The organism is Natronococcus pandeyae (assembly GCF_008122205.1).
In the GTDB taxonomy this organism is placed as follows: domain Archaea; phylum Halobacteriota; class Halobacteria; order Halobacteriales; family Natrialbaceae; genus Natronococcus; species Natronococcus pandeyae.
Genome location: NZ_PHNJ01000020.1, coordinates 1 through 15193 on the forward strand (window position 1 = coordinate 1; position 15193 = coordinate 15193).

The 15193-nt window shown below is 64.5% G+C and carries 15 protein-coding genes, 1 tRNA gene and 1 pseudogene; 3 read left to right on the forward strand and 14 right to left on the reverse strand.

The features are described from left to right. Positions 1-206 (forward strand): annotated as a pseudogene (locus CV102_RS26265) (copper-binding protein); the annotation flags it as partial. Positions 207-369: 163 nt separating this feature from the next. Here the strand turns inward: CV102_RS26265 and CV102_RS23085 are convergent. Next, positions 370-2112: a glutamate--tRNA ligase gene (locus tag CV102_RS23085; protein ID WP_148860371.1), complete on the reverse strand. Its 1743-nt coding sequence runs from the start codon at positions 2110-2112 to the stop codon at positions 370-372. Positions 2113-2273: 161 nt separating this feature from the next. Between CV102_RS23085 and CV102_RS23090 the strand changes: the two genes are divergently transcribed. Beyond that, complete coding sequence (locus CV102_RS23090; RefSeq protein WP_148860372.1) at positions 2274-3311, forward strand: AI-2E family transporter; 1038 nt, start codon at positions 2274-2276, stop codon at positions 3309-3311. 180 nt (positions 3312-3491) lie between these two features. On the opposite strand, the gene idsA3 is transcribed toward CV102_RS23090, so the two are convergent. Next, the gene (gene idsA3 / locus CV102_RS23095) at positions 3492-4562 is read right to left on the reverse strand and encodes a geranylfarnesyl diphosphate synthase (RefSeq protein ID WP_148860373.1); all 1071 of its coding nucleotides are present in this window, start codon (positions 4560-4562) and stop codon (positions 3492-3494) included. Between the two features lies 1 nt (position 4563). Continuing rightward, positions 4564-5916 (reverse strand): ribonuclease J, encoded by a 1353-nt coding sequence (locus CV102_RS23100; protein WP_148860374.1) that lies wholly within the window; start codon positions 5914-5916, stop codon positions 4564-4566. 385 nt (positions 5917-6301) lie between these two features. On the opposite strand from CV102_RS23100, the gene CV102_RS23105 reads away from it, so the two are divergent. Further along, positions 6302-8602: an amino acid permease gene (locus tag CV102_RS23105; RefSeq protein WP_148860375.1), complete on the forward strand. Its 2301-nt coding sequence runs from the start codon at positions 6302-6304 to the stop codon at positions 8600-8602. Between the two features lie 578 nt (positions 8603-9180). Here CV102_RS23105 and CV102_RS23115 read toward each other — a convergent pair. The 11 genes from CV102_RS23115 to CV102_RS23160 all read right to left on the reverse strand — a co-directional run bounded on the left by CV102_RS23115 (position 9181) and on the right by CV102_RS23160 (position 15063). Next, complete coding sequence (locus CV102_RS23115) at positions 9181-9930, reverse strand: isopentenyl phosphate kinase (RefSeq protein WP_148860377.1); 750 nt, start codon at positions 9928-9930, stop codon at positions 9181-9183. Beyond that, positions 9927-10910: a mevalonate kinase gene (mvk, locus tag CV102_RS23120; RefSeq protein ID WP_148860378.1), complete on the reverse strand. Its 984-nt coding sequence runs from the start codon at positions 10908-10910 to the stop codon at positions 9927-9929. Before mvk ends, CV102_RS23115 begins: the two co-directional genes overlap by 4 nt. Before the next feature lie 179 nt (positions 10911-11089). Further along, on the reverse strand, positions 11090-11218 hold the full coding sequence (locus CV102_RS27100) for a hypothetical protein (RefSeq protein ID WP_267903142.1): 129 nt from the start codon (positions 11216-11218) through the stop codon (positions 11090-11092). Positions 11219-11320: 102 nt separating this feature from the next. Beyond that, on the reverse strand, positions 11321-12109 hold the full coding sequence (rpsB, locus tag CV102_RS23125) for a 30S ribosomal protein S2 (protein WP_148860379.1): 789 nt from the start codon (positions 12107-12109) through the stop codon (positions 11321-11323). After that, positions 12106-13317 (reverse strand): phosphopyruvate hydratase, encoded by a 1212-nt coding sequence (gene eno, locus CV102_RS23130; protein ID WP_148860380.1) that lies wholly within the window; start codon positions 13315-13317, stop codon positions 12106-12108. The genes rpsB and eno overlap by 4 nt, the downstream gene beginning before the upstream one ends. Further along, on the reverse strand, positions 13317-13496 hold the full coding sequence (locus tag CV102_RS23135) for a DNA-directed RNA polymerase subunit K (protein WP_148860456.1): 180 nt from the start codon (positions 13494-13496) through the stop codon (positions 13317-13319). The genes eno and CV102_RS23135 overlap by 1 nt, the downstream gene beginning before the upstream one ends. Before the next feature lie 5 nt (positions 13497-13501). Then, complete coding sequence (locus CV102_RS23140; RefSeq protein WP_148860381.1) at positions 13502-13696, reverse strand: DNA-directed RNA polymerase subunit N; 195 nt, start codon at positions 13694-13696, stop codon at positions 13502-13504. 12 nt (positions 13697-13708) lie between these two features. Beyond that, on the reverse strand, positions 13709-14107 hold the full coding sequence (locus tag CV102_RS23145; protein ID WP_148860382.1) for a 30S ribosomal protein S9: 399 nt from the start codon (positions 14105-14107) through the stop codon (positions 13709-13711). Beyond that, positions 14101-14550, reverse strand: a complete 450-nt coding sequence (locus CV102_RS23150; RefSeq protein WP_148860383.1) for a 50S ribosomal protein L13 — start codon at positions 14548-14550, stop codon at positions 14101-14103. The genes CV102_RS23145 and CV102_RS23150 overlap by 7 nt, the downstream gene beginning before the upstream one ends. Beyond that, positions 14547-14900 carry a 50S ribosomal protein L18e gene (locus CV102_RS23155; RefSeq protein WP_148860384.1) on the reverse strand — a complete coding sequence of 118 codons (354 nt, stop codon included), beginning with the start codon at positions 14898-14900 and terminating at the stop codon, positions 14547-14549. Before CV102_RS23155 ends, CV102_RS23150 begins: the two co-directional genes overlap by 4 nt. Before the next feature lie 78 nt (positions 14901-14978). After that, positions 14979-15063: transfer RNA gene (locus CV102_RS23160), tRNA-Leu, on the reverse strand. Between the last annotated feature and the right edge of the window lie 130 nt (positions 15064-15193).

Sequence of the window (15193 nt, forward strand, 5' to 3'; positions counted from 1 at the left end):
AAGCGACCGACGAGATCGCCGAGTACGTCTGCCGGCCCCACGAGGGGACGATGCGCGGCACGATCGAGATCGAAGAAGACGACGAAGAGGAAGATGACGAGGAGGAGGTGGATGATGAAGAGGAAGAGCCGGACGAGGAAGACGACGAAGAGAACGACGAAGAAGAACCGGACGAAGAGGAAGACGACGAAGAAAACGACGAGTAGGCGAACCGCGCAGCGGTATCGAGAGTCGAACGAGCGATTGGGGGGTCGATACGCGCGGCCGTGCCCTCGGTCGTGCTATTCTGCCCGGACCTTCGGCCGGTCGGCCTCGCCGACGGCCACCGTCGCGACGAGACGCCTCCGCAAGAGCCGTGCGGACGGGTGATCAGGGGTGAGCGTAGTATACGACGAGTTCGTCGTCGCTCGAGTCGTCCGCAACTCCGGATGGGACGTGATCGATTCGTGCGAAGCCGACGCGCACGAACTGGACCATCTCGTCGGTCGCGAGTTCGGCGACGCCGGGTTCGGCGCGTCCGGTGACGTCACCCTCCATCGTCCGCATCCGGACGGGGACGCTCTCGCGGGCCGGGGCCCAGTGGACGACGTCGACGTCGCCCTCGCGAACGACCTCGATATCCTCGCCGGTGTACTGGAGGGTGTCGCGGGTGTACTGGAAACAGCCCAGACCCTTGAGCCAGACACGCTCCTCGCGCTGGGGGAGGTCGTCGGACTCGAGGAGGACGGCGTCGCCGACGGGGATCTTTCGGACGCCGCGGTCCTCGTGGTTGGGGTGCAGTTGCGGGTTCGCCTCGTCCGGCGGACTGCCGCCGAGCGGGACCTCGTTCCCGTCGCGGACGAGGAATCGACGGTCGGTCTCCTCGTCGATCAGTTCGCGGTTGTTGGCGTAGATCGTACTCATCGCGAGGTCGACGTCGCTGGTCGAGGTACCGAGGCCGATCATCGCGTCGACGATCGCCTCGCCGCGGATGCCGCGTCGGCGGAGGCTCTTGAGCGTCGGCGCTCGCGGGTCGTCCCAGCCGTCGAGTTCGCCGTCCTCGATCAGTTCGCTCAGCGTCGAGGTACTCATCTTCACGTCGTAGGCGTCGATCTGGACGTGCCCCCAGTGGACGACCTCGGGGTACTCCCAGCCGAAGTAGTCGTAGAGAAAGCCCTGACGCTTCGCCGAGTCCTGGAGGTCGATCCCCCGGATGATGTGTGTGATACCGATGATGTGGTCGTCGATCGCCGACTGAAAGTCGAGCATCGGCCAGCAGCGGTACTCTTCGGCCTCCTCGCGGGGGTGGGGCGTATCGATCATCCGGAACGCGACCCAGTCTCGGAGTGCGGGGTTCTTGTGCTCGATGTCGGTCTTGATCCGCAACACCATCTCACCGCTGTCGTAGACGCCGCCGATCATGTCCTCGAACTCGCTGAGAACCGTCTCGGCGTCTTTGTCCCGGTGCGGGCAGGCCTCCCCGCTGTTCTTGAGTTCGGAGAACTCCTCGCCGGAGCACGAGCAGGTGTAGGCCCCGCCCATGTCGATCAGCTTCCGGGCGTGGTCGTAGTAGATGTCGAGGCGATCGCTCGCTTTGAACGTCGCGTCGGGCTCGAAGCCGAGGTAGTCCAGGTCCTCGAGGATCGCGTCGTACGCCTCGAGGTCGGGCCGTTTCGTCTCGGGATCGGTGTCGTCGAACCGGACGCAGAACCAGCCATCGTACCGTTGCTTGTAGGTGCCGATGACCGCCGGCATCCGGGCGTGACCGACGTGCCACGGGCCGTTCGGGTTCGGCGCACAGCGCATCCGGATCTCGTCGTGGTCGTCGGCGCGCGGGAGATCCGGCAGGTCGTGTTCGTCCGCCTCGTCCTCCGCTTCGATCTCGGCGAGCTCCTCGGGTGCGAGTTCCTCGAGTCGGGCGCGCTTCTCGTCGTATTCGAGGTCGTTGACCCGACCGATGACGCCGCCGATGAGGCCCGGCACCGCGTCGGCGTGCTCGCGGAACTCGGGGTTATCACCCATTAGCGGCCCCATCACGGCGCCGACGTCGGCGTCGCTCTCGTGTTTCACTGCGTTCAGCAGGGCGTGTTTCTCCGCCTCGCGTTCGACGCGCTCGCGTAGATCGTCGTCCATTACCGTGAGGTATTCGCCGCCGTCTCAAAACCGCAGCGGTGTCAGTCGGCCGCCGACGTCGCTCTCGCCGCAGCCGTCCTCGTTTCGGACCCGCGCCGAGACGATTTCCCTTTCAACTGCGCGATATACGCTCTTTGCGGAGTGCGTAATACTGATGCGCTATGGCCGAACCAACCCGGGGGCTTACCGAACAGTCCGCGCTCGGAATCGTCGCGATGGCGAGTGGGATTCTCGCCGTGTTGCTCGTACTACCGTACCTGCAGTACGTCCTGCTCGCCGTGGTGCTGGCGTACGTACTCGGCCCGCTCCAGACCGCACTCGAGCGGGTTCTAAGTCCGACCGCATCGGCGCTATCGCTCATCGCAGGCTCGTTTCTCGTGCTCGTTCTCCCGGTGATCTACGTCCTCGTCGTCGCGCTCCGACAGGCATCGGAGCTTACGACGATCGTTCAACAGCAGGGGTTGAGTCCGACGGCGATCCAGCAACAGCTCCAGGGCTTCGGCTATCAGATCGACCCTGGCGACGCGCTCGCGGCGTACGAGGCGAACCAGGCCCAGGTCGACAACGGGCTTCACGGCGTGGTTACCGGAACGCTCGAGTTCGTCAGCGGCATCCCCGCAATCGCGTTCGGCCTTACGGTGACGATGTTCGTCCTCTTCGGTCTGCTTCGCGACGGCGATCGCCTGGTCTCCTGGCTCCAGACCGTGGTTCCCATCAGCGACGACGCAAAGACCGAACTGTTCGCCGAACTCGACCGGCTCATGTGGGCGTCGGTTGTCGGGAACGTGATCGTCTCGGCCATCCAGGCGGTACTGCTCGGGATCGGCCTCTGGATACTCGAGGTGCCGGGTGTCGTCTTGCTCACGGTCGTGACGTTCGTGCTCGCGTTGCTTCCGCTGGTCGGCGCGTTCGGGGTCTGGGTTCCGGTCTCGATCTACCTCGTCGCCGTCGGCCGACCGCTGGCGGCCCTGGGACTGGTCGGGTACGGCACGCTCGTCAGCGCCTCGGACATGTACCTCCGGCCGGCCGTTATCGGGAAGAGCGGTGCACTCAGTGCCGCAGTAATCGTCGTCGGTATCTTCGGCGGCGTCGCGATGTTCGGTGCCGTCGGACTGTTCGTCGGGCCCGTAATCCTCGGTGCAGCCAAGATCGCGTTCGATCTCTTCAGCCGGGAGTGGCACGGATCGGCGGCGACGTGAGGTGCGTCGGTACACGAACTGATCCGTGAGAGCCGGTCCCTCTCTCGAGGAGCCGCTTTTTCCCCTCCTGAACGGCCGTCGCAGAACCGGGTGACCGACGGGCTGGAAACGAGAGCGAGGTGATCTGGCTCTCGCTCGACGCTCTCGAGATTCACCTCGAAAACCGACCGTCGCGGGCGGTCAGTAGCCGCGCTCGATCAGGTAGTCCGCGATGTCACACAGCAACTCGCGAGCCTCGTTGTCCGGCAGCACCTCGAGTCGACCTTTCCCCTGGTCGACGAGGTCGCGGGCCGTCTCGTTCGCGTAGGAGATCGATCCGACCGCCTCGAGTTCGGCGACGGCGGCGTCGATCTCGGCCTCCGTCACGGCGTCGACGTCTTCCGTGTCGACCAGGTCTTCGATCTCGAGGCCCTGATCGCGGGCGTGGACCGTGATCAGCGTCTGCTTGTTCTCGACGAGGTCGCTCCCGCGCTGTTTGCCGAGTTCCTCGCTCGGAACGGTCAGATCGAGCACGTCGTCGTGGATCTGAAACGCCCGTCCGATGTCGAGGCCGTAGCCGTACAGCGCGTCGATCGTTTCCTTGTCGGCGCCCTGCAAGATCGCTGGCAGGCACGCCGACGCGGCGTAGAGAACGGCCGTCTTCTGTTCGACCATCTCGAGATACTCCTCGGGAGTGACGTCGTTCCGTTCTTCGAAGTCGACGTCGAGCGACTGCCCCTCGCAGATCTTCGTACACGTCGTCGCGAGGATCTCGAGCGCGTCGACCGTCCGATCCGGCTTCGCGCCCGTCTCGAGCATGATCTCGAACGCCTTCGAGTAGAGCGTGTCGCCGGCCAGAATGGCTGTCTCGAGGTCGTACTCCATGTGGACGGCCGGGACGCCGCGACGGAGGTCGTCGTCGTCCATGATGTCGTCGTGGATCAGCGTGAACGACTGGATGACCTCGACGCTGACGGCGGCGGCCATCGCGTCGATCGTCTCTGGCGCTCGCGGCTGGCCGCTCGCGTCGACCGTCGGGAACTCCCGATACCCCTGCGAGAGTGGGTCGACGTCGGCGAGGGCCTCCGCGGTCGTCAGCAGGACAGTCGGGCGGAGTCGCTTGCCGCCTGCGTCGAGCAGGTATCGCGATGCCTCGTAGAGTCGTTCGGGGCGCTGGATCGGAAGCTCCTCCGGAAGCGCCTCGTTGACTAATTCGCGGCGCTTTCCGACTGCCTCGAGTACCGCCTCCTCACGTGCCTCGGGGCTCGTCATATCACTCGACAAGCTGGATGAGATTACCGTTGCGCGTTACGTGCAGGTCGCGTCCCATCTTGTACCCCTCGCTCTCACAGAGGTCGACGTAGCTGGAGAAGCCCTTCAGGTTCTGGTGTGCAGGGATGATGTTCTGGGGCTGGAGCGCGTCGAGCATCTCGTAGTGGCCCTCCTGGTTCAGGTGGCCCGAAACGTGGATGTCGTCGTAGATGCGGGCGCCCTGCATGCCCAGCAGCTTCTCGGCCTGGTAGCGCTGGCCCTCGTTGGTCGGCTCCGGAATGACTCGCGCAGAGAAGACGACCTTGTCACCGTCGTCGAGTTCGTACGGCGTCTCGCCGCGAGCCATCCGGGTGAGCATCGCGCGCGGTTCGCCCTGGTGGCCCGTCACGACGGGCAGGAAGTTCTCCTTGCCCTCGTTCATGATCCGTTTGAACGTGCGGTCGACGGACTTGCGGTGGCCGAACATCCCCAGATCGGTGGGAAAGTCGACGAAGTCGAGGCGCTCGGCGGTGCCGGAGTACTTCTCCATCGAGCGGCCGAGCAGAACCGGCTGACGGCCGATGTCGTCGGCGAACTCGACGAGACTCTTTACGCGGGCGATGTGTGAGGAGAAAGTGGTGGCGACGATGCCGCCGTCGTAGTCCTCCATGCTGTAGAGGACGTCCCGGAGGTGTTCGCGGGCGACGTTCTCGCTCGGCGTCCGCCCCTTCTTGTTCGCGTTCGTACAGTCCTCGATGTAACAGAGGACGCCGTTGCCCTCACGGCCGATCTCGCGGAATCGCTCCATGTCGATCGGGTCGCCGATGACTGGCGTGTGGTCCATGCGCTTGTCCAGCCCGTAGACGACCGCACCCTCGGGCGTGTGAAGCACCGGGTTGATGGCGTCGATGATCGAGTGGGTGACGTTGACGAACTCGAGTTCGACCTCGCCGGAGTCGCCGATCGACATCGTCTCGCCGGCGTCCATCTTGATCAGGTCGTTCTCGACGCCGAACTTCTGTTCGCCCTCGATCTGCTGTTTGACGAGTTCGATCGTGAACGGCGTCGCGACGACCGGCGCGTTGTACCGGTGGGCCAGCTTCGAGATGGCGCCGATGTGATCCAGGTGACCGTGGGTCGGCACGATGGCCTTCACGTCGCCCTCGAGGTCGGACATGACTCGGTCGTCCGGAATCGCGCCCATGTCGATCAGATCGAGACTGTGCATCCGCTCGGTTTCGACGTTGTCGTGGATGAGAACCTGTGAGAGGTTCAGCCCCATGTCGAAGATAACGACGTCGTCTCCGGCGCGAACGGCAGTCATCTGCCGTCCGACTTCCTCGTAACCGCCAATCGTTGCAATTTCTATTTCCATGATTGCTAGCACTGAAAGCCGCGTTGTGGACTCTCACTGAAACGGTCCGCGGACTCCCGGTTGTGCGGCCCCGGCGTCTTACAGCGCGTCGGCCATCCCGCTATGCGTTCGCGGTGGAGTACACCATCGAACGGGCCACAGCGATGCTGTGGCCCGCGAACGCACTTGCCCGCGGGTTCGTTGATCCTCCCTACACGCTCAGGTGTTAAAAACGCAGTGGGTTGATTTCCCCCCACACGTCGCGAAAGATCGCTCCGATTGGAAACTACACATTTACTCCCTTTATGCCGAAATTATTGCCTGATTTTTAATTTAGACGGAGTAAACAGCACACTCGAGTCCGGAATAACAAGACTTCTTACCCTTCACTGGAAACGGCCAGCTAATGGCGAAGGATCTCGAGCGCGACCTTGGGCTGTTTGCCGTGATCGCGATCAGTATGGGTGCGATGATCGGCAGCGGCATCTTCATTCTACCGGGGATCGCGATGGCCGAGGCGGGCCCCGCAGTTATTCTCGCGTTCGTCATCGCGGCGATTCTGGTCGTCCCCGCCGCACTCAGCATCGCCGAACTGGGGACGGCGATGCCGGAAGCCGGCGGGGACTACGTCTTCATCGAACGGGGACTCGGGCCGTCGTTCGGGACGATTGCGGGCCTCGGGACCTGGCTCATGCTCATGCTGAAGGGGTCGCTAGCGCTGTACGGCGGAATGTTCTACATCAACTTCATCTACGAACTGCCGACCTGGAGTCTCGCGCTTCCCGGAGTCGGAATGGCGCTTCCAATTCCCGGCGTTCGGGCGCTGGGGATCACCTTCGCGCTCGTCCTCATCGCCGTCAACCTGGTCGGGGTCAAACAGACCGGTGGGCTCCAGTTGATCATGGTCATCGTCATGCTCGTGATCCTCTCCGGGTTCGTCGCCGGTTCGATCGTCCAGGTCGAGGGGGCGAACTTCGACGGCTTCTTCGACGAAGGGCTGGACGGCATCCTCACCGCGACCGCGCTCGTGCTGGTCTCCTACGCGGGGGTCACCAAGGTCGCCGCCGTCGCCGAGGAGATCGAGAATCCGGGCCGGAACCTTCCGCTCGGGCTCTTGCTCTCGCTCGTCGTCACGGCATTTCTCTACGCGCTGCTCGTCTTCGTGCTCGTCGGCGTGATGGAGGGCGACCAGTTGGCAGACTCGGAGGAGCCGATGGCGCTCGCGACGGACCTGCTCTTCGGCGGTCTGACGCTCGGCGGCCTCCCCGTCGGATTCCTGGCGGTCGCCACGATCATCCTCGCGGCCCTGCTGGCGCTGGTCAGCACCGCCAACGCGGGGATCCTGACCGCGTCGCGGTATCCGCTCGCGCTCAGCCGGGACGACCTCTTCCTGGACAAGTTCGAGTACATCCATCCGCGGTTCAACACCCCGTTCGTCGCCATCCTCTCGACCGGTGCGATCATCATCTTCATCGTCGCGACCCAGAACGTCGACGAGATCGCGAAGATGGCCGGCGCGTTCCAGATCCTCGTCTACATCCTCGTCTGCGGTGCCCTGATCGCCTTCCGCGAGCGCGACCTCGAGTGGTACGATCCCGACTTCCTGACGCCGGGCTACCCCTGGGTGCAGCTGTTCGGGATCGTCTCGGGGATCTTCATCATCACCCAGATGGATCCCCAGGAGATCGTCGGCTCGGTCGGCCTCGTGATCCTCGGCTTCATCTGGTTCAAGCTCTACGCCGAGAAGCGGGTCGAACGCGAGGGCGTCGCGAAAGGACTCGCCCGCCGGGAGGCCGGCCGGCAGTTCGTCCGCGATACGGAAGAGCAACTCGAGCAGGAGGACCGCTACGAGGTTCTCATCCCGATTCGCCAGGACGTCACCCGCGAACAGGAGGACGCGTTGATCCAGATGGCCGCACCGATCGTCCGCCGCCGGGGCGGGCGCATCCGGGTCGTCAGGTTCGACGAGGTGCCCGATCAGGTGCCCCTCGACACCGCGGCCGAAGAGCTCTCCGAGGCCGAGGTCGAGTTCGAGGAGCGAACCGACGAACTCGTCCGCTATCTCGAGGTTCCCGTCGAGGTCGGCGAGATCGTCAGCCACGACACGCGCCACGCGGTCGTCAACTTCGCCGAGCGCACCGGTTCGGACCTCGTGTTGGCTCGACAGGAGGCGACGAGCCGACTCGGGACCCTGTTCGGACGGGACACCGACTGGATCATGGAGCACGCGCCCTGTGACGTCGTCTTCGTCCAGCACGAACAGCGCGGAAACGTCGACGAGATCGCCGTCGTCACCGACCGCAGTCCGTTCAACGACCCGCTCAAGGTCGAACTCGCGGACGCGATGGCGGATACCCTCGGCGCGTCCGTCCGGTTCCTCTTCGCCGTCTCCGAAGACGCGCCCGACGAACTGCTCGAGACGATCGAGGAGTACCACGACGATCTCGACGACCTCTGTACCGTCCCCGTCGAGTCGACGATCGTCCGCACGAACGACGAGATCGAGGATCTCTCGCGGGAACTCGAGTCGTCCGATCTGGTCATGCTGAGCACGGTCACGCACCGTCGGCTGCCCGACCTGGTCATCGAGCAGCGCTCCGATCGACTCGCCGCGGCGATCGAACAGCCCGTGTTGCTGGTCCACTCGAAGGAGACGCGTCGGGGGTCGTTCCTGCGGCCGATCCTCGACCGCCTGCTGTTCGACTGACGAATCTCGCGTCGCAGCGACTCACCACAGCGCTCACGTTCGGTTCTCGAGTTGTCCGTCGCTCCCGATCGAAACGCCACGTCTGTCGAAATTCGCTCCGAACGGCTCGGTTAAAGAGCACGTACTGCTGCTAGCGATTAGCCGGTCGCGTTCCGTCCCAACAAGCAAGAGAACGAGTACAGGGCCGCAACTACGCTCGGGCAGCGTTCTCAGTGGGTTCGTTCAGTCCGCTGGCTCCACGTTGTCCAGAATATCCGAATCCTCGTTCATGATACGAAGGTCAGCGTCCTCGCACGTACAACACTCTCCCGTTCCGCTTCCGATCGGCCGTATCTCTCCGTCAGGATCGACACGCACTGCGGTAGCAGCCCCGCACTGTTCACAGATTGCTGCTGCCCGCGTCGTGTCACTTTCGTTGGCCATTCCAACTATATGTGTTGTAACAATCCGAGTTAAAACCCTCCCCCGGACAAATCAAGGCTTACCGCTCTACCTGACAGTCGTTTGTGCGTCCGAGCAGTACGCTCCCTGAACCGGTCGTCGGGTACGGTCCGTTCTTCAGAGAGAGCGTTCCGCGACTACTCGATCGTCGATCCCGGCTCCGTCCCATCGAGGAACGATGCGAGCCCGTCGAGTCCGAAGATCGACGCGTCGGCCTCGAGTGCGAGCAGCGCCTGTACCTTCGCGGCCATTCCGCCGGTGACGTCGGTCGCCTCGCTCTCGCCGAGGACGTCCTCGACGGCCTCGTAGGACTCGATACGATCGATAACCCCGTCGTCGTCGAGAACTCCGGGGACGGTCGAACAGAGACCGATCCGGTCGGCCTCGAGCGACGTCGCCAGTTCGACGACGAGTTCGTCGCCGCTGACGATGGTCGCACCTTGACCCGCGTGGCCGATCACGTCGCCGTGGAGGACGGGGACGAACCCCTCCTCGAGCAGCGTCGTGACCTGTCCGGTCGGCAGTTGTAGCTCTCCCTCCTCGTCGCGGTGGCCTGCGGAGAACGGATGCACCGGGACTGCCGGCACCTCGCGCTCGAGCAATCGCGAGAGCACGAACGCGTTCAGCGTCTTCATCGCCCCGTGGATGTCGTGGATCGCCGTCGGGTCGTGGGTCCCCGCCGTCGTGCTGACGCCGTGCTCGCTCGCGTTGTAGTGACCGAAGCTGCCGCCGCCGTGGACGACGACGAGGCCGTCCGCGAGCGACTCCGAGGGGGTCTCGAGCGCGGCAGCGACGGCGTCGGCTGCCCGGTCGAGGGCGTCGCCGTCGAGCGTCTCCGCGCGTTCCTTGTCCGTGATGACGCTCCCGCCGAGTTTCAGGACGATCATTCGATCCGCCTCACCCCCTCTTCGGCGAGTTCAGCGCGGAAGGTCTCCTCACAGCCGGGCGTGTACGAGAGTGCGGTCTCGGTCTCGTCGGAGGGGTCGAGCGCGACGATACAGCCGCCCCCGCCGGCGCCGGTCAACTTCGCGCCGTAGGCGCCAGCGTCTCGCGCCGCCCAGACCATCGAGTCGAGCGAACGCGAGGAGACGCCGAGCGCAGAGAGCAGCCCGTGGTTGAAGTTCATCAGTCGGCCGAGTTCCTCGAAATCGCCCGCTGCGAGCGCATCCTCGCCGTTCCTGACGACGTCGCCGATCGCCTCGACGGTGTCGCTCGCGAACGTGTACTCCTCGCGAAGGCTCCGGACGCCGGAGACCAGTTCGCCCGTATCGCCGGCGCCGCCGTCGAATCCGATCACCAGCGGGAGGTCGGGTGCCTCGGTCGATCTGCAGTCGTCGCCCTCGACCCTGACCGCGCCGCCGGTGGCCGAGCAGAACGTGTCCGCGCGGGAGGCCTGACCGTCCTGGACCTCGTACTCCGTCTGGAACGCGCGCTCTGCGATCTCGGTCGGCTCGAGCGTGACGCCGAGTTCGCGGGTCGCGGCGTCGATGGCGGCGACGACCACCGCCGCCGAGGAGCCGAGGCCGGCGCCCAGCGGAATGTCGCTCTCGATCGTCACGTCGAAGCCGGCGTCCTCGCCGGTCACGTCGCGAACCTGCTCGATCGCACCGTCGACGTACCCCATCGCCGCCGAGACAAGCGATTCGGAGACGTCGACGTCCGGCTGCTGGTCCGCGCCGCCGCCGTACTCGACCGTGAACCCGTCCAGACTGAGATCCTCGGCGTGGACGCGAAGCTTCTCGTCGTCCCGTCGCTGTACACCGACGCGGGCCCGCCGTTCGATCGCACACGGCACCGCGGGTTCGCCGTAGACAACCGCGTGCTCCCCGAAGAGATACACCTTTCCGGGAGCGCTCGAGCGTGTCATGGCCAACCGTTCGAACGATCGGGAGTAAAACCTGTCTGTGTCGCCCCACCGGCTTTGGAACCTCGACTCTCGTCACAACCCACGGTGAGGTCGACACTGTGGCCGGGACGACGACGCAACTCGAGGGAAAAATTCGCTCACTCGGGCCGACACGACGGAGATCCAACTCCGGCCGATCGTCAGAAGACGAGGAAGGTAATCAGGCGGTAGACGATTCCGAGCGCGAAGATCGTTATCAGGCCGGCCGCCGACAGGAAGACGGGCAACGGCATCTTTTGTTCCTCGAACTCGAATACTCGGTCGAGCATACTGTTCCGTTCGTCCTCAGCGACCTAATTCTATCGCTCCGGCAGCGGTCGCTCGACCGTGCGTGAAACGCGGATGAAAACGGTGATACTCGAACGCGCGGGTTAGACCATGCTCTCGAAGTCCTCGAGCGAGTAGGACGGCTCGGCGCCGCGGCGGTCGAGGACTTCGTTGGCGAGCAGCCAGTAGACGACCGAGAGGGCCTTGCGACCCTTGTTGTTCGTCGGGACGACGAGGTCGACGTTGCTGACCTGGTTGTTCGAGTCACACATTGCGATGACTGGGATCCCGACCGTGATGGCCTCCTTGACGGCCTGGGCGTCGCCGATCGGGTCAGTGACGACGACTACGTCGGGTTCGATGTAGCCGTCGTACTTGGGGTTGGTCAGCGTACCGGGGATGAAGCGGCCGGTGCGGGCGCGAGCGCCCACGGCCTCGGCGAACTTCTCGGCCGGGAACCGACCGTACTGGCGGCTCGAGGTGACCAGGATCTGCTCCGGGTCGTAGTTCGCGAGGAAGTTCGCGGCCGTCCGAATGCGGTTGTCCGTCTTCGAGACGTCGAGGACGTACAGCCCGTCGGTTCGGACGCGGTGGATGAACCGCTCCATGTCCTTGGTCTTCTGCTGGGTGCCGATGTGGACACCGGCGCCGAGGTAGTCCTCGACGGGGATCAGCAGGTCCGCTTCCTCGTCGGACATTACGTCGTCGTCGAGGGTGGGCCCCTCGTCTTCTGCTTCGGCCTCGGCCTCGAGTTCGGCCTCGGCGTCCTGTTCCTCCGCAGGCTCGACGTCCTCGTTGGGTTCGGCGGCGGGGCCGGGCCCTTCGCCCGGCTCCTCGTCGATCTCCTCGTCAGCGGCGTCGAGCCCTTCCTGGGTTGCGTCGTTGTCTGTCATGTCGCGTCGTCTGCGATTCTGATGAGCTCGTTGAGCTTGGCGGTTCGCTCGCCGCCGACGGCGCCCGTCTTGATGAAGGGTGCGTCGGTCGCGACGGCGAGGTGTGCGATCGTCGTGTCCTCGGTCTCGCCCGAGCGGTGGGAGATGACCGATTCGTAGCCGTTTGCGGTCGCGAGTTCGATCGCGTCGAAGGCGTCGGTCAGCGTCCCGATCTGGTTCGGCTTGATCAGGATGCTGTTTGCCGCACCGCGGTCGATGCCCTCGGTCAGACGGTCGGTGTTCGTGACGAACAGGTCGTCACCACAGACGAGCGTCTGATCGCCAACCTCGTCGGTGAGGTCGGCGAACGCGTCGTAATCGTTCTCGTCGAGCGGATCCTCGACGTAGACCAGATCGTACTCGTCGACCAGTTCGGCGATGTACGCGATCTGCTCGTCGGTGTCGCGGCTGACGCCGGCGGACTCGTACTCGTAGGTTCCCGACTCGGCGTCGTACATCTCTGCGGCCGCGACGTCGAGACCGAAACCGATGTTGAAACCGACCTCGTCTTCGACCTGCGAGACGGCCTCGTCGACGATCTCGAAGGCCTCCTCGTCGTCGACCGACGGCGCCCACGCGCCCTCGTCGCCCTTCCCGGACGGGAGGTCGCGCTCCTCGAGCAGGTCCGCAACGGCGCCGTGGACGGCGGCGTTGGCGAAGACGGCGTCCTCGACGCTCGGTGCGCCGACGGGTGCGGAGAGGAACTCCTGGATATCCGTCGCGTCGGCGGCGTGTTCGCCGCCGCCGACGACGTTGCCGAGCGGAGTCGGGAAGTTCTCGCCGCGGAACGCGCCCCCGAGGTGCTGGAACAGCGGCGCGCCGAGCACGTCGGCACCCGCTTTCGCAGCGGCCATCGAGATCGCGACCGCGCTGTTGGCACCGATCTCGGAGAAGTCGTCGGTGCCGTCCGCGGCGCGCAGGATCGTATCGATCTCACGCTGGTTTCCGGCGTAGGCTTCGCCGACGAGGCGCGGAACGGCGTGTTCGCGGGCCGCCGCGATCGCCTCGTCAGCGGGGAGTTCGATCGCTTCGTACTCGCCCGTACTCGCCCCGCTCGGTGCTGCAGCGCGTCCGAATCCGCCGCTTTCGGTTACGACGTCCGCCTCGACCGTCGGATTTCCGCGGGAGTCGAGAATTCGTCGGAGCCGGATCTCTGTAATAAGCGTCATTAGTTGGTTCCTCGTTTGACGGTGAACGGCAACACACCGGCATCGTACTCCTCCGCGGCGATCAGGATGGGCTCGGTCTGGTCAGTCTCGACCAGCACCGGCGCCCCGTAGGAGACCTGCAACGCTCGCGCGCCGAGGATACGTGCTTTCTCGTATCGGTTGTGGCGTTCCTGTTGCATGGACATCACTGATAGGGGGAGACCACGTCGACGAGATCGGTGTGACTGACGAGCATGCGTCGACAGCAGTAGCGATCGACGCCGAGTTCGTCGAGCACTGCTTCCGGATCCTCGTCGCCCTCGTTGGATCGTTCGTCGAACTCCTCCCAGTGTTCGCCGACGACGTTGCCACAGGTGAAACACCGGACCGGTACCATCATGATTGAATCACCTTAGCGGTAGGACTTCTGGTAGCGCGCCCGAGCGCCCGGGCCGCCCCACTTCTTCGGTTCGGACTGGCGAACGTCGTTGACCAGCAGCGAGCGATCGAACTCCATGTAGGCGTCGCGGAGTTCGGCGTCGTTCGTGTGCTGGACGATTCCGCGCGCGATGGCGGTGCGGACGGCATCCGACTGACCGCTGATGCCGCCACCCTCGACGCGGACGTCGATATCCATCTCGCTGCGGAGTTCGTCGCCAGCGATGCGGAACGGCTCGAGCATCTTGAGACGCGACATCTCGGGCTCGACCAGTTCGACCGGCTTCGAGTTGATTCGGACGCGGCCCTCGCCCTCGCTAACGGTTGCGCGGGCGACGGCGGTCTTTTTCTTGCCACTCGTGTTCGTTACCATGTGACGTTAGCACCTAACTGTTCGCTGACCTCGTGCAGGTGCACGAAGCGAATGTTCGAGAGTCGATCCAGGGACGTGTCCTCGAGGACTTCGGCCTCGCGGTCGTCGTCGTCCTCGTAGGGGTTGCCGACGTAGACGCGGACGCTGTCGAGCGCCTCGCGGCCACGCTGCTTCTTGTACGGCAGCATCCCGCGAACGGACCGCTTGAAGATCGTGTCCGGTCGGCGGGGGTAGTACGGTCCGTTGTCGGAGCCGAGCTGCAGCCGCTTCTCGTAGGTTCCGAAGATGTCGTCCCTGTCGCCGGTGATGACTGCGTCTTCGGCGTTGACGATCGCGACGCGCTCGCCGTCGAGGGCGCGCTGTGCGGCCTGACTGGCGACGCGGCCGAGAATACAGTCAGCGGCGTCGACGACGACGTCGGCGTCGAATTCTACGATACTCATCGAATCACCCGTACGTCGGATCCGTCTGGGTTCTCTTCGAGCACTTGCTCGAGCGGTACTGTGTCGCCAACCTGGTCGATCTTCGTCTCTGCGGACGACGAGAAGTTGACGGCGGCGACGGTGACATTCTTCTGTAGTGCGCCGGATCCCAGCACCTTGCCGGGAACGACGACGGTCTCTTCTTCACGTGCGTATCGCTCGATGCGGCCCAGGTTCACCTCAGCGTGGGTGCGACGGGGCTTCTCGAGTCGATCCGCAACGTCTCGCCAAACGTCGGCGTCCGTCTCGCGGGACGTCGACTTCAGCTCGGCGATGAGATCGTTGAGCCTCGGGTTCGTTTTGCTACTCATTGATATCCTCCAAGTACTGCAAAATCGGCGAGGCGTGGAATCGTCTCGCCGATCGTTGAATCGGTCTGATAGAAGTGATGCAGGGAGCAGGATTTGAACCTGCGGACTCCTACGAGACAGCGCCCTGAACGCTGCGCCGTTGGCCTGACTTGGCTATCCCTGCTCGCACTTCTGTCTACCCGTCGCCCCTTCAAACCCCTTTCGATTCCAACTGCCGAAGCCTCGCCAGTCTCGTTGTACACGGCGCTGGCGACGGCGGCTTCGGCGACATGGGATCGGGGGCGTCGGTTCAT